A 21,092-nucleotide genomic window follows, 5' to 3' on the forward strand; every position below is an offset into this window, starting at 1 on the left:
GGTTACGGCTGGCGCGGGTTTTTCTTTTGGCATCCCCGCACGTCATTCCCCAAACAGCCGTCACGACCTCGCAATAGATCTCGCCGAGCATCAAACGGAAGAAACCATGTCCGATCTGGAAAACCTGAAAACTTCGCTGCTAGTGGAAATCGCCGGCACCAGCGACGAGGCGGCGATCGAGGCCGTTCGCGTCGGCGCTCTCGGCAAGAAGGGCTCCGTCTCCGAGCTCCTGAAGACGCTGGGCTCGATGTCGGCGGAAGAACGCCAGACCCGCGGCGCTGCGATCAACGCACTGAAGAACGAGATCACCGAGGCCATCACCGAACGCAAGACGGTGCTGAGGGACGCGGCGATCGAGGCCCGCCTCAAGGCCGAGACGGTCGATGTCTCGCTGCCGGTTCGCTCCTCGCCTGCGGAACGCGGCCGCATTCATCCGATCAGCCAGATCGTCGACGAGATCACCGCCATCTTCGGCGATATGGGTTTCTCGATCGCCGAAGGCCCGGACGTCGAGACCGACTACTATAATTTCACGGCGCTCAACTTCCCAGAGGGCCATCCGGCCCGCGAGATGCACGACACGTTCTTCTTCCAGCCGGACGAAAATGGCGAGCGCAAGGTCCTGCGCACCCACACCTCGCCGGTGCAGGTGCGCACCATGGAAGCACAGAAGCCGCCGATCCGCATCATCATCCCCGGCAAGACCTATCGCCAGGATAGCGACGCGACCCATTCGCCGATGTTCCACCAGGTCGAGGGCCTTGTCGTCGACCGCAAGTCGCATGTCGGCAACATGCGCTGGATCCTCGAAGAGTTCTGCAAGGCCTTCTTCGAGGTCGATAGCGTCACCATGCGCTTCCGCCCGTCCTTCTTCCCGTTCACCGAGCCGAGCTTCGAAGTGGACATCCAGTGCGACCGCTCCGGCCCGATCGTCAAGTTCGGCGAAGGCACCGACTGGATGGAAATCCTCGGCTGCGGCATGGTGCACCCGAACGTGCTGCGCTCCGGCGGGCTCGACCCGGACGAGTTCCAGGGCTTTGCCTGGGGCATGGGTCTCGACCGCATCGCCATGCTGAAATACGGCATGCCGGACCTGCGCGACTTCTTCAACGCCGACGTCCGCTGGATGAACCACTACGGTTTCCGCCCGCTCGACATGCCGACGCTGTTCGGCGGGTTGAGCGCGTAAGGGAGAAACGACAATGAAATTCACACTCTCCTGGCTGAAGGATCATCTGGAAACGGATGCGACCCTCAATGAAATCTGCGAACGCCTGACGGCGATCGGCCTCGAAGTCGAGGATGTCGATGACAAGGCGGCCTACAAGCCGTTCGTCATTGCCAAGGTCATCTCCGCCGAAAAGCATCCGTCTGCGGATCGCCTCAAGGTGCTGATGGTGGATGCCGGCGACGGCAAGCCGGTGCAGGTCGTCTGCGGCGCGCCGAATGCCCGCGCCGGCATGGTCGGCGCGTTCGCGAAACCCGGCACTTACGTTCCGGGCATCGACGTGACGCTGGCCGTCGGCAATATCCGCGGTGTCGAAAGCCACGGCATGATGTGCTCGGAAAAAGAGCTCGACATGTCCGACAATCACGACGGCATCATTGATTTGCCCGAAGACGCGCCGGTTGGCACGCCGTTCGCCTCCTATGCCGGTCTCGACGACCCGGTCATCGAGATCAATCTGACGCCGAACCGTCCGGACTGCACCTCGATCCACGGCATCGCCCGGGACCTGGCGGCGTCGGGCCTCGGCACGCTGAAGCCTCAGGCAAAGCCTGACTTCAAGACCGAAGGCCAGACCGCCATCGGTCTCAAGATCATTCTCGACGACGAACGGCTCTGCCCAGGTTTCGGCCTGCGCCGCGTGCGCGGCGTCAGGAACGGCCCGAGCCCGCTCTGGATGCAGCAGCGGCTGAAGGCGATCGGCCTTCGCCCGATCAACGCGCTGGTCGATATCACCAACTTCATGACCTTCGACCACGGCCGACCGATGCACGTCTTCGACGCCGCCAAGGTCAAGGGCGACCTGACGGTGCGTCGCGCCCTGGAAGGCGAGACGGTGCTGGCGCTCGATACGCGTGAATACAAGCTGAACCCCGGCAACGTCGTCATTGCCGATGACAACGGCGTGGAATCGATCGGCGGCATCATGGGCGGCGAGCATTCCGGCTGCGACGAAAATACCGTCGATGTGCTGATCGAGTCGGCTCTTTGGGATCCGATCAACATTGCCAAGTCCGGCCGTTCGCTTGGCATCATCACCGATGCACGTTACCGGTTTGAGCGCGGCGTCGATCCGGAATACATGGTCCCCGGCCTCGATCGCACCACCCAACTGGTTCTGGAACTCTGCGGCGGCGTGGCTGCGGAAGCGAAAGTCGTCGGTTACAAAGGCCATCAGCCGAAGGTCGTCGACTTCCCCTATGCGGAAGTGAAGCGCCTGACCGGCCTCGAAGTCTCGACCGAGGAAAGCCGCCATATCCTGACGCGCCTCGGCTTTGCCGTGGAAGGTTCCGGCGAGCGCGTGTCGGTGACCGTGCCGTCGTGGCGTCCTGACGTCGATGGCAAGGCGGATCTCGTCGAAGAGGTGATGCGCATTCACGGTGTCGACCAGATCAAGCCGGAGCCGATCGAGAAACTGTCGAGCGTCAACGCCAAGATCCTGACCACGCTGCAGATCCGCACCCGCACCGCCAAGCGGGCGCTTGCCTCGCGCGGCATGCTGGAAGCCGTCACCTGGTCCTTCATTCCGGAAGACCAGGCAAAGCTCTTCGGCGGCGGCGCCCGGGGGCTGAAACTGGCCAATCCGATTGCGGCCGACATGTCCGACATGCGGCCGTCGCTGCTGCCGGGCCTGCTCTCCGCGGCGCAGCGCAATGCCGACAAGGGTTTTGGCGACGTGGCGATCTTCGAGGTCTCCGGCACCTACGAAAACGACAGGCCGGAAGGCCAGCGCCGCGTCGCGGGTGGCATCCGCCGCGGCACGGCCTCAATCAACGGCGCCGGCCGTCTGTGGTCGAACAATGCCAAGGGCGGCGGCAAGCCGGTCGATGTCTTCGACGCCAAGGCTGATGCGCTGGCGGTGCTTGAAGCCTGCGGCCTGCCGATGGGCAACGTGCAGATCGAGAAGGGTGCGCCCGCCTGGTATCATCCGGGCCGCTCCGGCACGATCAAGATGGGACCGAAAGTCGTGCTCGGTTATTTCGGCGAGTTCCACCCGAAGACGCTGGGAGCACTCGACGTTTCCGGCGTGCTTTGCGGTTTCGAGGTCTTCCTCGATGCCATGCCGGAGCCGAAGAAGAAGGCGACGCGCACCAAGCCGCCACTCGAGCTTTCGCCCTTCCAGGTGGTCAAGCGCGACTTCGCCTTCGTGGTTTCCAGCGATGTGGAAGCCGGGGCAATCGTCAAGGCCGCGACAACCGCCGACCGTAAGCTGATCACCGGCGTCAACGTCTTCGACGTGTTCGAAGGCCCTTCGCTCGGCGAGGGCCGCAAGTCGATTGCCGTCGAAGTGCTGATCCAGCCGGTCGAGCGCACGCTGACCGACGAGGATTTTGACGCGCTGACCGGCAAGATCGTCGCCAATGTCGAAAAGACAACGGGCGGGGTTCTGCGCGCCTGAAACGGGTGGCCTGAATCACTGCGCAGAGATAGCCTGCTTCCTTCGGGAGCAGGCTTTTCTTTTGGCGTCGCAGATGCTCGGGGCAGGCCTGGGCATGACGGGTTGGAGGAGTTGGCAAATGCGGACACCGGGATCGATGAAAGGGCTGGAGGAACTCGGCCGGGTGCGGCTGTCGAAGAACTTCTTCTTCCGCGATTTCCTGTTTTCGGAGATCGCCAATTTCTACGGCATCCCGAATATTCCGGAAGACCCGGACCTGGCGATCGAGGCGGGCCGCCATCTCTGCGAGGAACTGCTGGAACCCCTGCAGGCGACGTTCGGGCGGTTGCACCTGCGTTCCGGTTATCGCTGCGCCAGGGTCAACGAATACGGCAACAGGAACAATCTCAATTGCTCCTCCAATGCCAATACCGCCGCCGACCATATATGGGATCGTCGCGACGCCAAGGGCTTCATGGGCGCTACCGCTTGCGTCGTCTTCCCATGGCTGGTCGACAACTATCACGAGGACGGCGATTGGCAGAAGATGGCCTGGTGGATCCACGACCACCTGCCTTACTCGTCGATCATGGTCTTTCCGAAACTCTGGGCGATGAACATCCAGTGGCACGAAAAGCCCGCACGGCGGATTCGCAGCTTCGCCGAGCCGCGGGGCGTGCTCACCAAGATCGGAATGCCCAACAACGAAGGTGATCATTCCGAGCATTACATCGGGTTTCCAGCGCTTAAACGGTAAGCGGTGGCGCACCGTTCACGAATGAAGATGGTAGAGCTTGTTGACGATCATCCAGCGCCCCTCGATTTTCAGAAGCGAGAGATAATCCGAGAACCGCATACCTGCGAACTCGTCGACAACCTTTACCGTTGCCGCATCGCCGGTCACGTCGAGCGCTTCGATCTGGATCAGCGGCTGAGTACCGGCGGGTGCTGCACCTTCCGATGTGACCGCCCCGATGAAATCCTCGAGCGACAGCCATTCGACCGCGCCGTCGTAATTGCCGATGATACAAGCCTTGGGGTGGAACGCCTTTCTAAGCGCGGCCTCATGCGCATACGTCATTCCGTCAACATAGAGATGGATCACCGCTTGAACGGCTCGTTCCTCGGACATCGATCTTCTCCCGTGTCAGCTCCGACATGCCAACACGGAAGATGGAAGCGCGAGGTTGCATTAGCAAGTGGAAATTAACGGTTCGTCCAGGCCATCGCCTGTGCCGCATAGCGGGTTCCGGAGAATTTCTCAGGCGCCAGCATGTCGCCGAGGGTCTTCAGCTCGTCCGCCGAGAGCGAAATTGCCGTCGCGGCAACATTCTGTTCCAGATGCGGGATTTTTCGCGCACCCGGGATCGGCACGATGAAGTCGCCCTGCGCGAGAACCCAGGCGAGCGCCAGCTGAGCGGCGGTAACGCCCTTCCGGGCAGCCATGTCCTCCAGCACCTTCACCAGGGCGGCGTTGGCAGCCATGTTTTCGGCGCTGAAGCGCGGCAGCGTATTGCGGAAGTCGTCCGGGCCGAAATCCTCCGGCTTCTGGATCTTGCCGGTCAAAAAGCCGCGGCCGAGCGGACTGAACGGCACGAAACCGATATTCAGCTCGCGGCAGGTGTCGAGGATCTCGCCTTCCGGTTCACGGGTCCAGAGCGAATATTCGCTCTGCAGGGCGGTGATGGGATGGACCGCATGGGCGCGGCGGATGGCGGCCGCACCCGCTTCGGAAAGCCCGAGCGCACGCACCTTGCCTTGCCTCACCAGTTCAGCCATCGCGCCCACCGTATCCTCGATCGGCACGTTGGGATCGACGCGGTGCTGGTAGAAGAGGTCGATGACGTCGACACCGAGCCGCTTCAGCGAGGCTTCCGCCACTTCGCGAACATGTTCAGGCCGGCTGTCGAGGCCGGACATGGCTTTGGAGTCGGAGGCGTTCGGGTCGATCTTGAAGCCGAATTTGGTGGCGATGACGACCTTGTCGCGGAAAGGCTTCAGCCCCTTGCCGAGCAGTTCCTCGTTTTTGAAAGGGCCGTAGACTTCCGCCGTGTCGAAGAAATTGACACCGAGATCGACGGCGCGGTGCAGCGTCCTGATCGCCTCCTGTTCGTCCTGGCCGCCGTAACCGTGGCTCATGCCCATGCAGCCGAGACCGACGGCGGATACGGTCAGTTCTTTTCCAAGCTTCCTCATTTGCATGGGAGCCTCCTTTTGTGATCGTCGAAAACGGACGGGCGTCTCGTGGCGCCCGTTGGATTGATCAGGCGCCGGCCTCGTCGAGCAGCTTCATCTGGTCGGCCGACAGCGTCAGGTTACCGGCAGCGATGATTGCGTCGAGCTGGCCGGTGCTGGTGGCGCTGGCGATCGGCGCGGTGACGCCGCGTGTCTGGTAAAGCCACGCGAGCGCGATCGAGGCGGGCTCGGCATTGGTCTCGACCGAGACCTCGTCGAGGGCTGCGAGGATGCGCAGGCCCTTGTCGTTGAGATAACCGAGCGCCCGGCCGCCGCGTGCCTTGCCTTCGGTATCGGCCTTGTCGCGGTATTTGCCGGTCAGGAAGCCGGAGGCGAGACCGTAATAGTTGATGACACCGATCTCTTCCTTCACGCAAAGATCCGCAAGCGGGCCTTCGAACGTGTCGCGGTCATAGAGATTGTATTGCGGCTGCAGCACGTCGTAACGCGGCAGGCCGGCTTTCTTTGCTGCGTCGAAGCTGTCCTGCAGCATCCGGGCGTCGAGGTTGGAGCAGCCGATCGCCCGGATCTTGCCCTGTTCCTTCAGCTTGGCGAAGGCGCCGAGCGTCTCTTCGTAGGGGACCGTCTCGTCGGGCCAGTGGGCGAGATAGAGGTCTATATAATCGGTCTGCAGTCGGCGCAGCGAATTTTCGACCTCTTCGAGGATCCACTTGGCCGACAGGTCCTTTTTGCCCTGGCCCATGTCGGATCCGACCTTGGTGACGATGATCGCCTTGTCACGGGAGATACCGCCGCTCCTCAGCCATTTGCCGATGATCGTTTCGGACTCGCCGCCGACATGGCCGGGCACCCAGCGATTGTAGCTGTCGGCCGTGTCGATCGTGTTGAAGCCGGCATCGAAGAACCGGTCGAGAATGTCGAACGACGTCCTCTCGTCGGCGGTCCAGCCGAACACGTTGCCGCCGAGAACGACAGGCGAAATGGAAAGGCCGGTCCGGCCGAGTGCGCGCAGCTCCATGATATTCCTCCAAAATTTCTAAAGTGAGTGGATGAGCTTGGGAAGGGAGCCTGAGATTAGCCGATGTTCCGCCGCCGACCAGTCCCTATTTTGGGCGGACGATCACTTTTTCAAGCGTCGCATCCGGCGTGACATTGCGCTGCCCACGGTGGCCCAATAAGGTGCGGCAACAATGCCATAGGGAGGTTCACATGCTGCGTTTCGGAATCCTGTCGACTGCCAGGATCGGTCATGAACAGGTGGTGCCGGCGATCCAGGACGCGGCAAATTGCGTGACCACCGCCTTTGCCAGCCGCGATCTCGCCAAAGCCCGCGTGCTCGCCGACCGCTTCGGCGCCCCGCATGCCTTCGGTTCCTACGACGAGATGCTGGCGTCGGACGTCATCGATGCCGTCTACATCCCGCTTCCTTCCAGCCAGCATGTCGAATGGTCGATCAAGGCGGCGGAAGCCGGCAAGCACGTGCTTTCCGAAAAGCCGATCGCGATCAAGGCGAGCGAGATCGAAGAGCTGATCAAGGTCCGCGACCGCACCGGCAAGCTGATCTGCGAAGCTTTCATGGTCACTTACGCACCTGTCTGGCTGAAGGTGCGTGAGCTGCTGAGCCAGAAGGCGATCGGCGAGCTCAAGCACGTGCAGGGCTCGTTCAGCTATTTCAACCGCGACCCGTCCAACATGCGCAATATCCCCGAACTCGGCGGCGGGGCGCTGCCGGATATCGGCGTCTACCCGACGATTACGACACGTTTCGTGACGGGTGAGGAGCCGCAGCGGGTGCAGGCGCGGGTAGACCGCGATCCCGGTTTCGGCACGGATATCTATTCGAGCGTCAAGGCGGATTTCGGTTCGTTCGAAATGACCTTCTACATCGCCACCCAGATGGCCGCCCGCCAGCTGATGGTCTTCCATGGCACCGAGGGTTATATCGAGGTCAAGTCGCCCTTCAATGCCGGCCGCTGGGGCGCCGAGGAAATCGAACTCACCAACCAGAACCATGCGGTGTCGCAGATCTTCCGTTTTCCGGACAGCCGGCAGTACAAGCGCCAGGCGGAAGCCTTTGCGAAGGCCGCCCAAGGCGAGCCGGTCGAAATCGTGACGCTCGAGAATTCGCTGAAGAACCAGCGGTTCATCGACGCCATCTATCGCGCCGGCGGCCATGACGGCTGGGAAAACGTCTAGTCCCGCCAGCGGCGGATGCGGTATAGCCCGAAGCCGCCGAACATCAGTGTGCAGGCCCAGGAAAAGCTGAGATGCACGAGCGGCTGCACATGCGGCGCGCGCGACGCCAGCGCTGCGAAAATTCCATAGTTGAGAACAAGGCCGATCGCGACGAGCGGCCAGAAACCGGGCTGATGCCGCCGGTTCGCAGCGGCCGGCAGCAGCCTGTGCAGGATCAACGCGGTGAGGAGGCCCGCGCCAAGCGATAGGAGCCGGTCGAGGAGCACCCCCGCCTCGGTCTCCATGGTCAGGGCCTGCAGGAGCAGCGCATCGACCAAGATCAGCAGCGCGAGGAGAAGGGCAAGCCTGGCGCGGCGGGTCATCGCCCGGTCAGCCGTTGATGGCCAGCAGACCGGCGAAGATCAGCACGGTCCCGAGCGCATATCGAAACGTCAGCGGTTCGCCGAAGAACAATTGCGCCAGAAGCGGCACGAAGCAGAATGTCAGCCCCATGAACGAATAGGCGAGCGTCAGCGGCACGGACTTGAGCACATAGATCCAGACGATCGTACCGAAACCGTAAAGCGCCAGTGCTGCGATCAGCACCGGATTGGCCGCGAGCGCCAGAAGCCCGCGCAGCGAAAAATCGCCGGCGGTGGAGCTGGTCATCTTGAACAGAACCTGGCCCATGGCGATCAGCAGCGGCGTTCCGAGAAGCCCGAGCCAGGTGATGGGGGAAAGCGAAACGAACATGAAAAACCCTCAGCCCGGCCGGTCTTCGCTGTAGAAGATGTCGCGCCCGATATCCTCGCAGGTATAGACCTCCGGGACCGGATGCGCGGCGCGCAGGAAGGAATGCGTGTAGGCGAAGAAGTTGAAATGCGGATTGAACGTATAGCGGGCTTCCCGTTCGCGCGGAACGACGATGATCAGCCGCCTTTTGGCGATCCGCCGCAGTTCGGCAATCGCCTTTTGATATTCCAGCACATGTTCGATCACGTGGGTGCAGACCACCGTGTCGAATTCGCCGTCGGCAAAGGGCAGGTCTTCGATCCTGGCGGCGACGTATTCGACGCCTTCGATGGCGGCCGCATCCTCGACGACGAAATCGACGCCGACGAGGCGCGCGAGCTCAGGATGGGCGGCGCGGATATGGGTGAGCAAGGCGCCCGTGCCGCAACCGACGTCGCAGACGCTGTTTCCGGCGATCATGGAATTGATGCGCCGGATACAGGCCGCCGAATTGTCCGTGCCCTTATGGACGCGCGGATGATTGCGATAGAGGTCCGCATATTCCTCGGCGGTCAGGAACGGCGCCCGTTCGCGAAAACGGGCGAGATGGCTGATGTGATCGCCCCAGACGCGCTTGGCCAGCCAGAGGAAAAGCGGCGAATCCCGAAGGATTGGCGGCAGCAGGTCCTCGATGACGAAGCGGATGCGGTTGGTGGTTTCCCGGTTCATGCGGCTCTGGTCCTGCGCCGCTCGGGCTTGGCGGGCTGGGCAGGAGCTTGCACCGGACCGGCCACGTGGGCGCTGGCCGGCAGGCTCATATAATGGATCCGCAATTGTTCGGCGCGGGCGCGGGACACGGAATCGAGGATCAGCCCGGCGGTGAAGATCAGCAGCGAAACCAGCATCAGCACCAGCGAGAACACCCAGGTGGGCATGCGCTCCACGAGGCCGGTCTGGAAATAGGCGACCAGCACTGGCGCCATGAAGACCAGGCTTGCCGTCATGAAGGCGCTACTGATCAGGCCGAAAAAGGCGAAGGGCCGCGTCTCCTTCATCAGCATGGCGAACATCCAGAGGATCTTCGCACCGTCCTTGAAGGTCGAGAGCTTGGAATGAGAGCCTTCCGGGCGCCGGCCGTAATCGAGTTCGATCTCGCAGACCGGCAGTTTGAGGAGCGAGGCATGCACCGACATCTCGGTCTCGATCTCGAATCCGCCGGAAACGGCCGGGAAGCTCTTCACGAAACGGCGCGAGAAGGCACGGTAGCCGGAGAAGATGTCGGTGAAGTCGGGTGCGAACATCGTCCGGTAGAGGAAGTTGAACAGTCGGTTGCCGGCCGCGTGACCCTGCCGGCCGGCATCCGCATGCACGCCGCGGCGAGTGCCGACTACCATGTCGGCACGCTCGGTCAGAAGCGTGCGGACCAGCTCTTCCGCATCCTGCGGTGCATAGGTGCCGTCGCCATCCGCCATGATGTAGACGTCCGCATCGATATCGGCGAACATCCGCCGCACCACATGGCCCTTGCCCTGCCGGCGTTCGCGCATCACCAGCGCACCCGCGAGCATGGCCTGAAGGGCGGTGCCGTCCGTGGAGTTGTTGTCGTAGACATAGACCCGCGCGCCCGGCAGCTCCTCGCGGAACCCGCGCACCACGCCGGCGATGGTCATCGCCTCGTTATAGCAGGGCAGCAGGATCGCGATGTCGAAATGGCCGGTCAGGGCGTCGGTCATGTTGCTCACTCGATACATGGAAAACCGAACGCGGGAAGTCTCCCGTGCCGCGGCTTTACTATTTCTTGGGAAGGTTAAGGCTAGGTTTCCTCGACCCTCGAAACAGGCGAAAAGTCCGGACGACGATGACGGAAAATGCAGCAGACACATCCTTTTCGAGGACGGCGGGCGGCGCCACGGTGCCGCTTTTGTCGCGGCTTCTGCCGGCAGTGGCTCTTTATGCGGCCATTGTCGCCGTAGCGGCTCTCGCGTTTTCACTGCCGGACGCCACGGACTACCTCGGATCCGACAACGACGACGTCATGCGGCTCGTCGAAATCCGGGATTTGCTCGCCGGCCAGGGCTGGTTCGATCTGACGCAGTACAGGCTCGGTCTCGAGGGCGGCACGCTGATGCACTGGTCGCGGTTGATCGATCTGCCGATCGCGCTGCTGATCCGGCTGTTTTCGTTCTTCCTGACCCAGGACAAGGCCGAAGCCGTCGTTGTCACAATCTGGCCTCTTCTGCTGGTGCCGCTTCTGCTCCTGCCGCTCGGCTTGGCTGCCCGCCGCTTGGCCGGCGTTACGGCCATGCATATCGCACTCGGCCTCGGTGCGCTCTTCGTTCTCGGCTGTGTCCGGTTCAAACCCGGTTCCATCGACCATCACAATGTCCAGCTCATGCTCGTCATGTGGATCGCCGCCATGCTGGTCGATCCTGAGAGGCGGGCATCCAGCTATATCGCCGCCGGCATCGCCTGTGCACTCGCACTGGCGATCGGCGCCGAGACGACGCCCTTTATTGCCGTCGTCTGCGTCTGCGTGGCGCTTCAATGGGTCTGGCTGGGCCAGGCGTTTTCCCGACCGGCCCGCTTCTTCGGCTTGTCGCTGGCGCTGTCGGTCTCGGCGGTCTTTTTCCTGACGATCCCGCCGCGCGCCTATGCGGTCGTCACCTGTGACAACTTTTCGTTCGGCTTCTACGCCCTTTCCGCGCTGGGAGGGGCCGCGCTCTTTCTCCTCGCAAGCCTGCCGAAACAACCTGGCCGTATTGTCCGCGTCATCCTGGCCAGCGGCACCGGCGGCCTCCTTCTTCTGGCGGCCCGCATCATCGCGCCGCAATGCCTCGGCGATCCGTTGAGCACGCTCGACCCGCTGCTGGTCGAACTCTGGCTGAACGGCGTGACGGAGGCGCGGTCCTTTTTTGCCGAGGCCCGGACCGACCCGGAAATGGTCGGCGGATTCTACGCTGTCGGGCTGTTTGCAATCATGGTCTGCCTTGTCCGCAGCCTGAGGCGGGAGAAGACGGAGCTCCATCTCTTGCTCCTGGCGCTGATCGGCGCCTCATGGGGGATCGCGCTGCTGCAGGTGCGGGGCGCTTTTTTTGCCAATATGCTGGCCATCCTGCCATTGTCGCTTCTGATCACCGACCTGCGGCGGGTTTCCGCCGCCGATCCTCGGAACCCCAGTGTGGCCTTTGCCTATATCAGCGCAGTGCTGATGTCCGTTCCGGTCGTCTGGGCTCTTGGCGGCGTGCTTGCGGTGCATGGCTGGAAACAGGCGGCGGACATGCGCACACTCACCAAGGCGGGCATTTCCGATGGCGAGGTCGGGGAATGCGGCGATCCGGCGGATATGGCCGCGTTGGCCACATTGCCTGCGGGCCTCATAGCCGCACCCTCGAACAGCGGGGCGGATATCCTGCGCTGGACCCATCACAGGGTGCTGACGGCCCCCTATCATCGCAACCAGAAAGGCATGCTGACCGAACTCTACATCGGTTTGGCCCAGCCGGGGGAGGCAAAGGCTTTCCTGAGAGGGGCGGGGGTGACCGCGCTGGCCTTCTGCAAGACCGATCCGCAGACCGATGCCCTGATCAGGCGCAAGCCGGACGGGCTCTATGCCAATCTCGCCCGCGGCCAGGTGCCCGATTATCTACAGCCGTTCGGGCAACCGAGCCAAAGCGGCTTCCGTCTCTATAAGGTGCTGCCGGACAGGAATTGATCGCGGATGAAGTGCCTTATGCCTCGCGGCGGGTATCCAGGACGAAAAGACCGGCGAGGAACGCAATCAGTCCGGCATTGTAGCCGAGGACGGCGATCAGAAGATTGAAAAAGGACGCCGGGCCGGGCGATACGGCGGTGGCAAGCGCAAATGTCGCGGTGATCAAAACAGCGATGAATGCGATCGAGAACGCGGACCGCATCATGCCGACGCAAATGCCAATCGATGCAGCGGTCAGGAAAAGCACTCGGATATCTCCTCATCGGCTTCACCGGAACGAGCCTATTAGCAATCTGCTAATAAATGCTTTCGCTCCAATGCGTGGCGGGCGTCATGCGTCCCGCGACAATTTCGATACGATCTGATTCGGTGCCTCCATGCCATGTTCAGTCGCCCGTGTCTTTGCTGGAAGCGCCGTGATCCACAAGATATGGCGACAATGAGGGCGGCGGTTCTCCCCGCCAGAGAAGCTGGACATGGTAACCGGAGACCGGGCAGGTGAGGGCGACGACCTCGCCCTCGAATTCGGCTGTTTCTCCCGTCGGCTTGCGGATGATGCCGTCACCCGAGACGACATCGAAGGCAATGCCGATCTCGCCGAGCACGGATACGGCTTGCGGTCGGTCCTCGAAGCGGAGCAGCAGAAGTTCACGCCGCATCGCTGCCCACCGTTTCCCTCAAACGAGGCCAGCGATCGCCACCGCCGTCGTGCCGGTCGCAAACACGCGGGTCACCCGCAACGGAAGCAGGCCGCCAGCCGCTACGTTCGAAAGCGTCAGCGTCTCGCCGGACAGCATGCGGACGGACAGATGGCCGCCGGTCCCCACATAGAGCGCGCGCGTCGTCTCCGGCAGGTCTGCGCTGTCGCTGGGCGTGATCGCAAATCCGGAGGAGGCTGGGCCGGAAAGCGAGGCTTGGGTATTGGCAAAACGGTCGGGCATGGACGAAATCTCCTTGAATATCGCTCGCCGTCATTGTCGCTCTCCTCTCTCCAGCGGGGAAAATGCGGGGCTTAAAAAAGCGCGGTACCCGCAGGTATCCGGTTTCTCCCAGAGATGGAAATGTGGCGTGTCCGGCAAAAGAAAAGATGCAGCGTCAAATGCTTGGCTGCGGAGCGGCGAACGGTTAGGTTCCCAACGCATTGTCGGACGGGCCTCTCGAAGCCGCCGTTTGGGGGCCGTATCTTCCCCGCTTTCGCCGTCTGGAAATGGTGAAATCGCCGCGCTCTTCCTTTAGAAGAAAGGGATGACCAGTTTGCTCGACAACGATTCGCCCACGAACCTCACCGAGTTTTCGGTGTCGGAACTGTCCGGCTCGATCAAGCGCACGGTGGAGAACGCGTTCGACCACGTGCGCGTGCGTGGCGAGATTTCCGGTTATCGCGGCCAGCATTCCTCCGGTCACGCCTATTTCTCGCTGAAGGACGACCGCGCCCGGATCGATGCCGTGATCTGGAAGGGCAGCTTCCCGCGCATCAAATTCCGCCCTGAAGAGGGCATGGAAGTGATCGCCACGGGCAAGATCACGACGTTCCCCGGCTCTTCGAAATACCAGATCGTCATCGAGAACCTGGAGCCGGCCGGTGCCGGCGCGCTGATGGCGCTGCTTGAAGAACGCCGGCGCCGGCTGGGCGCCGAGGGCCTGTTCGACCAGGGCCGCAAGCGGCCTCTGCCCTTCCTGCCGCAGGTTATCGGCGTCGTCACCTCGCCGACCGGCGCCGTCATCCGCGATATCCTGCACCGTATTGCCGACCGTTTTCCGGTGCATGTCATCGTCTGGCCGGTCAAGGTGCAGGGCGAGGGATCCGGTGACGAGGTGGCCGCCGCGATCCGTGGCTTCAACGCGATGTCGCCCGGCGGGCCGATCAGGCGGCCGGACGTGCTGATCGTCGCGCGCGGCGGCGGCAGCCTCGAAGACCTCTGGAGTTTCAACGACGAGGCGGTGGTCCGCGCTGCCGCGGAAAGCCAGATCCCGCTGATATCGGCTGTCGGCCACGAGACCGATTGGACGCTGATCGACCACGCCGCCGACGTTCGCGCGCCGACGCCGACGGGTGCCGCCGAAATGGCGGTACCGGTCAAGGCGGACATGCAGGCGCAGGTCGCCAATCTGACAGCCCGCCTGCGGGGCGCCGCCAGCCGTCAGATGGACCTGCGCCGCCAGTCGGTGCGGGCGCTTGTCCGCGCGCTGCCGTCCATCGACCAGTTGCTGGCTTTGCCGCGCCGTCGTTTCGACGAGGCGGCAGCCGGTCTCGGCCGCGGGCTGGAGCGCACGACGGTGGTCAAGCGCCGCGGGTTTGAGCGGGCTTCTTCGGGACTGCGGCTGGAACTGTTGACCAACCGCCTTGCCCAGCAGCGGCAATTGCTGGCCGACCGGCTGATGCGCGGCGACCGCTGCCTGGAGCGGCAATTGCTGAAGGAGAACAACCGTGTCGCCAAGGCGGGCGCCTCGCTTTCGGCGCTGCCCGCAAGGCTGCTCGGCCAGTTGCAGCGCGAGCGTCAGCACCTGGCGTCGATGGCCCGTCATGCGGATACGGCGATCTCGCACGCGCTGACACGCGGCCGCGCGGCAATCACCGCGCAGGATCGCGTTCTGCAATCGCTCTCCTATAAGAACGTGCTGAAACGCGGCTTTGCCGTGGTGCGCGGCGAGGACGACCGGCCGCTGACGCGCGCTGCCGGCATCGGCGAAGGGATGGCGATCTCGGTGGAATTCGCCGATGGAAGGATTGCGGCGGTGACCGGCGAGGGCGGCGATCCCGCGGTTCCGTCCGCCGTGCCGCCTCAACCAAAAAAGCGGACGTCGAAACCGGAGCAGGGCGGGGACGCGCCGAAACAGGGCACGCTCTTCTGATGCATGTCCTCTTGGTGCTTGCCCATCCGCTGGCGGAAAGTTTTGCGCATTCGGTGGCAGGTTTGGCGCGCGAGACCCTGGAAGGCAACGGCCACACGGTCGACCTGCTCGATCTCTATGCGGAAGGTTTCGATCCACGGCTGACGGAACATGAACGGCGCGGGTATTTCGATGTGCCCTACGACACGTCGGAGGTGGCGGATCTGGTAGAGCGGCTACAGAAGGCCGAAGCGCTGATATTCGTCTTTCCGCAATGGTGGTTCAACCTGCCGGCGGTGCTGAAGGGTTTTTTCGACAGGGTCTTTGCGCCGGGCGTCGCCTTCCGCCACGACAAGGCGGGCGGAAGGATCGTCCCGCTGCTCACCAACATTCGCCATTTCCGGGTTTTCACGACGACCGGTTCGCCCTGGTGGGTGGTGAAGCTCTACATGGGCGATCCCGTGCGCCGCCAACTCAGGCGCGGCATCGCCGTGTTCTGCAACAGGAAGGTCGATTTCCGCATGCTGGCGCTGCACGACATGGACCGCACCACGGGAGACAAGCGCGGGCGGCATCTGGAGCGCGTCAAGGCCGCGCTCCAATCCTTGCGATAATCAGCGCACCCGCATGCCCGCCTTCTCGTCGAAATGTAGCGGCTTGTCGAATTTCGCAAGCGGCGCCTCCGGCACCGAGCCGATCGTCACGCCGAATTGCCAGTCCGGCGGGCATATTGCGATATAGCGGGCATAGCCGCCGACACCGCCGCCGAATTTCGGATAGCCGATCGCCACCAGCGCACCTGTTTCCGGTACCTTGTCGAGGTTCGCCACCCCTTCCGCCTGCGCGAAACCATTGTGCATCAGCCAATACTCACCTTCGAGGTTCGGCGTTGTATCGGTATCGAGCGGTTCGTGGCCGTGAAAGAGGATCTTGCGTTCCAGATGCAGGAATTTCAACGCATCGAGGCTGACGCCGGGAAACGGCGTCGTTGTGGAAAGCGACGGATCCGGCCATTTCTTGTACCAGCCGGAGCGCACGAACACCACCGAGCCTTCGGGGATCCTGCCGTTCTTCTTCTCGAATTCGGCGATGTCGGAAACCTGCAGGTGATAGCCGGCATCGGTCTTCACCTTGTCCTCGATATTGACGACCACGAGCGGCCGCACGGCATAGGTGGCTGGAAGTTCGTCGATCGCCGCATATTCCGGAGCCCAATGGGCAGGCGGGTCGAGTTGCGTACCGAGCTGGTCGGTGGCGAGATTGTAGGTTGATGCGGCGAAACCATGCTTCTCATAGGTGAAGGTGTCGCCCTTCTTGGCATAACCTTCCAGATCGACGCCAGCCGCGGCCTGGCCGAAGGCCGATTTGCCGAAGCCCGCCCAGACCGGGATATTCGGCGTGATCGTGTGGGTGAGGTCCACATATTTCGCACCCTTGAGGGTCTCGTTATAGACCTTCCAAAGACCGGGCTCCTGGGCGGAGGTGCTGGTGACGGGCGCAATGGCGAGAAGTGCTGCGCCGAGCGGTGCAGCCAGACGCATAAGAGAAATGGGCATGCTGTTTCCCTCTTTTCGGATTGTCCTGATCAGCGTGAGCCGACACATCGAGCGTGCCGGCAAGATCAGTTTCCTGCCGTGAAAGAGGGAAAGTCAACTCTGCCGGGAAATCAGGAATGGACCTTGGCGGTCAACTCGATCCCCAACGATTTCATCACCGCAATCGTCGTCTTGAGCGTCGGGTTGCCGGTGGCGCTGAAGGAACGGTAGAGCTGCTCTCGGGAAAGGCCAGTGTCCTTGGCAATCTGCATCATCCCCTTGGCACGGGCGACCACCCCCAAGGCATGCGCAATGTAGGCCGCGTCCTCCGTCTCGAAAGCTTCGGCCATAAATGCCGCAATCGCCTGATCGGAGCCCAAGTCTTCGGCTGGATCATAAGCGGTCAGTTTTTCAGCCATCACTCACTCCATTCCATCGCGAGTCGCTTTGCAGCCTTGATGTCCTTTGCCTGGCTGCTTTTGTCGCCGCCACAGAGTAGAACGATCAGGACATTGCCACGCTGCTGAAAGTAGATGCGGTAGCCCGGGCCGTGGTGAATGCGCAGTTCGCTGACACCTCACCAACGGGGGGCCGCATCACCAGCATGCCCGAAAGCGAGCCGGTCCAGACGCGAGGCTATCAGTGCGCGAGCCCGCTCGTCCTTCAGACGCGTGCGCCATTTCAGAAACGTTTCCGTCTGTCTGAGCTCGAACACGGACCACATGTAGTTTAAAAACTACATGTGGTCCGCTTATCATGAGCTTATCAGGCCCACTCGCCCTTGCGCATCACCGGCACCTTGGAGCCGTCGGCGCTGACGCCGTCGATATCGACCTTGTCGGAGCCGATCATCCAGTCGATGTGGATCAGGCTCGAATTGCCACCCTGTGCCTTGATCTGGTCCTGGCTGAGCGTAGCACCGTCGAGGAAGCATTTCGAATAGCACTGGCCGAGCGCGATATGGCAGGAGGCGTTTTCGTCGAACAGGGTGTTGTAGAACAGGATGCCGCTCTTGGAGATCGGCGAGGAATGCGGCACCAGCGCCACTTCCCCCAGCCGGCGGGCGCCTTCGTCGGTGTCGAGCACCTTGTTCAGCACTTCCTCGCCCTTCGAAGCCTTGGCCTCGATGATGCGGCCGCCCTCGAACTTCACCTGGATATTGTCGATCAGCGTGCCCTGGTGCGACAGCGGCTTGGTGCTGGAGACATGGCCCTCGACCTTCAGCGCATGCGGCGTGGTGAAGACTTCTTCGGTCGGGATGTTCGGGTTGCAGGTAATGCCGTTCTTGGCGGTCGAGGCGCCGCCATGCCATTCGTGGCCGTCGGCAAGGCCGACCGTGAGATCGGTGCCCGGGCCGGTGAAATGGAGCGCGGAAAAGCGCTCGCCGTTGAGCCAGGTCGAGCGCTTCTTGAGGTTGGCGTTGTGCTCAGCCCAGGCCGAGATCGGATCGGCAAGATCGACGCGCGAGGCGGCGAAGATGGCGTTCGCCAGCTTGCCGACCGCGACGTCTTCGGGAACGTCCGGGAACACCTGCCGGGCCCAGGAGGGGTTGGGGTAGGAGACGATATTCCAGTTGATGTCGAAATTGGCGATCTTTTCGAGCGCCGGCTTGTAGGCCATGGAATTGGCCTTGTTGGCGCGCGCCACCTTGGAGGGGTCCTGGCCGGACAGCATCATCGGGTTGTCGCCGGAGATGGCAAGCCGCGCGGCGCCGTTGGCATAGGCCCTGGCCATGCCCTCGTAGAGCCAGTCGGAAGCCTTGTCGAAGCTTGCGTCGGATGCGTATTCGTAGCGTGCAAGCGTTGTCTCTTCGTCGGAATAGAAGGTCGAGACGAGGCCGGCGCCGGCCATGTAGGCATGTTTGGTAAGGAGCCGCACGAGCGGCAGGGCGGCAAGCGGTGCCGTTATCACCAGATCCTGGCCCTTATCGAGGCGCAAGCCCACTTTGATGGCAACTTCCGCCAGTTTTTCAAGCTTTTGAGGATCGACGACGGTTTGAAAATTCGGCACGATTGTCATGTTGGACCTCACCTGATTTCTGTGATCGAAGAGACTTAAAGAGGTTTGGGGCAAAATTGAAGCTGAGGCATACATGTTCATGAAAATCGCCCTGCTGGGCGCCGCTCTCTTCGGCGCCTCGGTCTCTGCTTGTCTCTCGGCCGACTTTGCGGCGACCATGTTCGATCATCAGGTGGTCATCGCCTCCGATGACGACGAGGAGAAACTGACGATCGACGGCAGGCAGGTCCATTCCAACCGGTTCCTGCTGATCGAGAACGTCGGCCTGGTGGCAGGTGTACCGTTCGTCGTGGTGGTGAGTTCGGATGGCGGCAACGCCTGCCCGGGTTCGCCCCTTGTCGTGTCGTTCCCGCAGGGTGGTGAGCCGCGTGTCGATGAGCCCATAGACGATTGCCGCGGCGCTGCCTCGATCGCCACAGAGGATGACCACCTTCTGCTTGCGACGCAGTCGGTTGCCGGCCAGCCGAGCCTGCGCTGGACGTGGACGCCCGAAAAAGGCTTCGCCGAGGCTGGCAAGGTCGCCTTCCAGCCGAATGCGACAATGGGTTGGGACGACATGAAGAAGGTGGGGCACCCATCGGAACTGCTCGGCATAGGCCCGATCGCGGATACGGCAAACATGATGCTGGGAGAGCATCGGCAGGAGTTCGAGAGCTCCATCACCGGACCCGGCACCGGAGCGTTCAGAAACGGCTTTTACATCGGCGAAGCCTGCAGGCCGCATATGTGCACCGAGGCTGAAGCGCTGATTGCCGCCGATATTTCGGCGAGAAAGCTCTATCTTGCCTGGAAGCCTGCGGGCCGGAAGATCATCCTGCGACCGGCGATCCGCAGATGGCCGGCACCGGCGCTGGCTGCTCTCAAGCAATGGTCGGCAAAGTGGCCATGACGGTTTGACCTGACCGGCATCTGGCCGTTCAGCGCTGCAGCGCCGCCTTGACCGCCGCTATGTTGCCGGCATGAACCTCTTCGTAGGGCGCGAAATAAAGCACCACGCCCGAGGCGATCTCTTCCGCGGCGAATGACCTCAGAGAAGGATCGATGTCCTGACCGGCGGCGACGGCACCCGCCATGCGGCGCAGATAGGCGCGGTTGGCGTCGATCAGGCCCGGCTCGTAACCGCCCGCCGCAATCCGCTCCGCATCGCCATGCGCCGGCAGGATTTTTGCGATCGGCCAGGAGGCCATCCGTGCGAGTTCGGCGATATGCGTGCCGATCTCGGCGGCTTCCGAAATATAGGTGACGGTGTCTTCCAGCGTGTCCCCGGCGAGCAGAAGCCGTTCGTCCGGCATCCAGACCACGTTACCGTCGGCGCTGTGGATGGCGAAATGGTGCAGTTCGATCCGGCGGGAGCCGATCGTCAGGTCCAACCTGCCATCAAACAGGGTGGTCGGCATGACGAGCGGTGAGATCGGCGGGTTGGCGTTTTCGATCTTCCGGCGGTTCTCTTCCAGCTTTTCCGCCGTCAGCGTCAGCGCGATGATCTCGCAATCGGAAAAGATGGCGTTTCCAGCGATATGATCCTTGTGCCAGTGGCTGAGCACGACGCGGATCTTGGTGACGCCAAGCGCTTCCAGATGCGTGCGGATCGCTTTAGCATGGTCGAGCGAGATATGCGTGTCATAGACCAGCGCCTCGTCCTGATCGACGATGGCATAGGAGGCGACGCCGAGCGAATAGGCGCCGTCGTCCAGCCAGTTTGGGCTTTTCGAATGCAAGCGTTTGCCCGATACCCGCCCGTCATAATAGGCAAAGATGCCGGGATAGGGTTCGAGAATTCGAAGCGTCGAGGTCATCTCACTCATGATTTCACGCCACCAGCGGCGCCGCGACCGCCTTCAGGGTATCGCGGGCTGCCTTGGGATCAAGCCGCACCTGCAATCCGCGCTGGCCGCCATTGATGAAGACATGCGGCTCGTCGAGCGCGGTGATCTCGATCGCGGTCGGCACGAGTTTCTTCTGGCCGAAGGGGCTGATGCCGCCGACATGATAACCCGTCGCCCGTTCCGCATCGGCGGGCTTCATCATGCTCGCGGATTTGCCACCGAACGCGGCTGCGAGCTTCTTCATCGAAACCTCGTGATCCGACGGCACCACGACGCAGACCGCCCTGCCGTCCACCTCCGCCATCAGCGTCTTCAAGACACGGCGCGGTTCCTCGCCGATCGCTTCCGCCGCCTGCATCCCGATCCGGTCCGCATTCGGATCGTAGTCGTAGGTGACGGTGGCAAAGGCGACGCCAGCCTTCTCGAGCATCTGGGTGGCACGGGTTGTCTTGGACATCGC

Annotated in this window: 23 protein-coding genes and 1 pseudogene; 8 read left to right on the forward strand and 16 right to left on the reverse strand. The window is 62.5% G+C overall.

Annotation, left to right across the window (positions count from 1 at the left end):
• Positions 1–106 precede the first annotated feature (106 nt).
• The 3 genes from pheS (at position 107) to ACSQ8R_RS21645 (ending at position 4,362) form a co-directional block, all read left to right on the forward strand.
• The gene (pheS, locus tag ACSQ8R_RS21635) at positions 107–1,189 is read left to right on the forward strand and encodes a phenylalanine--tRNA ligase subunit alpha (protein WP_436255260.1); all 1,083 of its coding nucleotides are present in this window, start codon (positions 107–109) and stop codon (positions 1,187–1,189) included.
• A gap of 13 nt (positions 1,190–1,202) precedes the next feature.
• Entirely contained in the window at positions 1,203–3,626 is a 2,424-nt protein-coding gene (gene pheT / locus ACSQ8R_RS21640) for a phenylalanine--tRNA ligase subunit beta (RefSeq protein WP_436255261.1), read from the forward strand.
• A 118-nt stretch (positions 3,627–3,744) separates the two neighbouring features.
• Positions 3,745–4,362 carry a hypothetical protein gene (locus tag ACSQ8R_RS21645; protein WP_436255262.1) on the forward strand — a complete coding sequence of 206 codons (618 nt, stop codon included), beginning with the start codon at positions 3,745–3,747 and terminating at the stop codon, positions 4,360–4,362.
• A 15-nt stretch (positions 4,363–4,377) separates the two neighbouring features.
• Here the strand turns inward: ACSQ8R_RS21645 and ACSQ8R_RS21650 are convergent, their stop codons facing one another.
• From ACSQ8R_RS21650 to ACSQ8R_RS21660, 3 genes are all read right to left on the reverse strand, one after another.
• Complete coding sequence (locus ACSQ8R_RS21650; protein WP_436255263.1) at positions 4,378–4,737, reverse strand: nuclear transport factor 2 family protein; 360 nt, start codon at positions 4,735–4,737, stop codon at positions 4,378–4,380.
• Between the two features lie 74 nt (positions 4,738–4,811).
• Positions 4,812–5,807 carry an aldo/keto reductase gene (locus ACSQ8R_RS21655; RefSeq protein ID WP_436255264.1) on the reverse strand — a complete coding sequence of 332 codons (996 nt, stop codon included), beginning with the start codon at positions 5,805–5,807 and terminating at the stop codon, positions 4,812–4,814.
• Positions 5,808–5,868: 61 nt separating this feature from the next.
• The gene (locus ACSQ8R_RS21660) at positions 5,869–6,819 is read right to left on the reverse strand and encodes an aldo/keto reductase (RefSeq protein WP_436255265.1); all 951 of its coding nucleotides are present in this window, start codon (positions 6,817–6,819) and stop codon (positions 5,869–5,871) included.
• Between the two features lie 191 nt (positions 6,820–7,010).
• Here ACSQ8R_RS21660 and ACSQ8R_RS21665 point away from each other — a divergent pair, with 191 nt between their 5' ends.
• Positions 7,011–7,997: a Gfo/Idh/MocA family protein gene (locus ACSQ8R_RS21665; RefSeq protein ID WP_436255266.1), complete on the forward strand. Its 987-nt coding sequence runs from the start codon at positions 7,011–7,013 to the stop codon at positions 7,995–7,997.
• Here ACSQ8R_RS21665 and ACSQ8R_RS21670 read toward each other — a convergent pair.
• Genes ACSQ8R_RS21670 through ACSQ8R_RS21685 form a run of 4 tightly spaced genes read right to left on the reverse strand, consistent with a single transcriptional unit; the run spans position 7,994 to position 10,441 of the window.
• Positions 7,994–8,359, reverse strand: a complete 366-nt coding sequence (locus ACSQ8R_RS21670) for a hypothetical protein (protein WP_436255267.1) — start codon at positions 8,357–8,359, stop codon at positions 7,994–7,996. The two genes, ACSQ8R_RS21665 and ACSQ8R_RS21670, sit on opposite strands and share 4 nt — an antisense overlap.
• Before the next feature lie 7 nt (positions 8,360–8,366).
• Entirely contained in the window at positions 8,367–8,729 is a 363-nt protein-coding gene (locus ACSQ8R_RS21675; protein ID WP_436255268.1) for an EamA family transporter, read from the reverse strand.
• Between the two features lie 9 nt (positions 8,730–8,738).
• Entirely contained in the window at positions 8,739–9,437 is a 699-nt protein-coding gene (locus tag ACSQ8R_RS21680; protein ID WP_436255269.1) for a class I SAM-dependent methyltransferase, read from the reverse strand.
• Positions 9,434–10,441, reverse strand: coding sequence for a glycosyltransferase (locus ACSQ8R_RS21685; protein ID WP_436255270.1), 1,008 nt, complete (start codon positions 10,439–10,441; stop codon positions 9,434–9,436). The genes ACSQ8R_RS21680 and ACSQ8R_RS21685 overlap by 4 nt, the downstream gene beginning before the upstream one ends.
• 125 nt (positions 10,442–10,566) lie before the next feature.
• Between ACSQ8R_RS21685 and ACSQ8R_RS21690 the strand changes: the two genes are divergently transcribed.
• The gene (locus ACSQ8R_RS21690) at positions 10,567–12,420 is read left to right on the forward strand and encodes a hypothetical protein (RefSeq protein ID WP_436255271.1); all 1,854 of its coding nucleotides are present in this window, start codon (positions 10,567–10,569) and stop codon (positions 12,418–12,420) included.
• Positions 12,421–12,436: 16 nt separating this feature from the next.
• Here ACSQ8R_RS21690 and ACSQ8R_RS21695 read toward each other — a convergent pair whose 3' ends face one another.
• From ACSQ8R_RS21695 to ACSQ8R_RS21705, 3 genes are all read right to left on the reverse strand, one after another.
• Positions 12,437–12,667 (reverse strand): hypothetical protein, encoded by a 231-nt coding sequence (locus ACSQ8R_RS21695; protein ID WP_436255272.1) that lies wholly within the window; start codon positions 12,665–12,667, stop codon positions 12,437–12,439.
• A 139-nt stretch (positions 12,668–12,806) separates the two neighbouring features.
• Entirely contained in the window at positions 12,807–13,079 is a 273-nt protein-coding gene (locus tag ACSQ8R_RS21700) for a hypothetical protein (RefSeq protein WP_436255273.1), read from the reverse strand.
• Between the two features lie 18 nt (positions 13,080–13,097).
• Entirely contained in the window at positions 13,098–13,361 is a 264-nt protein-coding gene (locus ACSQ8R_RS21705; RefSeq protein WP_436255274.1) for a spike base protein, RCAP_Rcc01079 family, read from the reverse strand.
• 304 nt (positions 13,362–13,665) lie between these two features.
• On the opposite strand from ACSQ8R_RS21705, the gene xseA reads away from it, so the two are divergent.
• The gene (gene xseA / locus ACSQ8R_RS21710) at positions 13,666–15,273 is read left to right on the forward strand and encodes an exodeoxyribonuclease VII large subunit (RefSeq protein ID WP_436255275.1); all 1,608 of its coding nucleotides are present in this window, start codon (positions 13,666–13,668) and stop codon (positions 15,271–15,273) included.
• Positions 15,273–15,866 (forward strand): NAD(P)H-dependent oxidoreductase, encoded by a 594-nt coding sequence (locus tag ACSQ8R_RS21715; protein WP_436255276.1) that lies wholly within the window; start codon positions 15,273–15,275, stop codon positions 15,864–15,866. The genes xseA and ACSQ8R_RS21715 overlap by 1 nt, the downstream gene beginning before the upstream one ends.
• On the opposite strand, the gene ACSQ8R_RS21720 is transcribed toward ACSQ8R_RS21715, so the two are convergent.
• The 4 genes and pseudogenes from ACSQ8R_RS21720 to ACSQ8R_RS21735 form a co-directional block, all read right to left on the reverse strand.
• Positions 15,867–16,808: a cyclase family protein gene (locus ACSQ8R_RS21720; RefSeq protein WP_436255277.1), complete on the reverse strand. Its 942-nt coding sequence runs from the start codon at positions 16,806–16,808 to the stop codon at positions 15,867–15,869. It lies immediately after the preceding gene.
• Between the two features lie 110 nt (positions 16,809–16,918).
• On the reverse strand, positions 16,919–17,206 hold the full coding sequence (locus ACSQ8R_RS21725) for an addiction module antidote protein (RefSeq protein ID WP_105402410.1): 288 nt from the start codon (positions 17,204–17,206) through the stop codon (positions 16,919–16,921).
• Positions 17,206–17,502, reverse strand: a pseudogene (locus tag ACSQ8R_RS21730) (type II toxin-antitoxin system RelE/ParE family toxin). Before ACSQ8R_RS21730 ends, ACSQ8R_RS21725 begins: the two are co-directional and overlap by 1 nt.
• Before the next feature lie 50 nt (positions 17,503–17,552).
• The gene (locus ACSQ8R_RS21735) at positions 17,553–18,806 is read right to left on the reverse strand and encodes an aminopeptidase (RefSeq protein WP_436255278.1); all 1,254 of its coding nucleotides are present in this window, start codon (positions 18,804–18,806) and stop codon (positions 17,553–17,555) included.
• 73 nt (positions 18,807–18,879) lie between these two features.
• On the opposite strand from ACSQ8R_RS21735, the gene ACSQ8R_RS21740 reads away from it, so the two are divergent.
• On the forward strand, positions 18,880–19,695 hold the full coding sequence (locus ACSQ8R_RS21740) for a hypothetical protein (RefSeq protein WP_436255279.1): 816 nt from the start codon (positions 18,880–18,882) through the stop codon (positions 19,693–19,695).
• Positions 19,696–19,723: 28 nt separating this feature from the next.
• On the opposite strand, the gene ACSQ8R_RS21745 is transcribed toward ACSQ8R_RS21740, so the two are convergent.
• A complete protein-coding gene (locus ACSQ8R_RS21745) occupies positions 19,724–20,611 on the reverse strand; it encodes an MBL fold metallo-hydrolase (RefSeq protein WP_436255280.1) in 888 nt (295 codons plus the stop codon).
• Positions 20,612–20,615: 4 nt separating this feature from the next.
• The gene (gene ybaK / locus ACSQ8R_RS21750) at positions 20,616–21,089 is read right to left on the reverse strand and encodes a Cys-tRNA(Pro) deacylase (RefSeq protein ID WP_436255281.1); all 474 of its coding nucleotides are present in this window, start codon (positions 21,087–21,089) and stop codon (positions 20,616–20,618) included.
• Positions 21,090–21,092: the final 3 nt, after the last annotated feature.

Origin of the sequence: Neorhizobium sp. LjRoot104, assembly GCF_964253725.1 — a bacterium.
In the GTDB taxonomy this organism is placed as follows: domain Bacteria; phylum Pseudomonadota; class Alphaproteobacteria; order Rhizobiales; family Rhizobiaceae; genus Neorhizobium.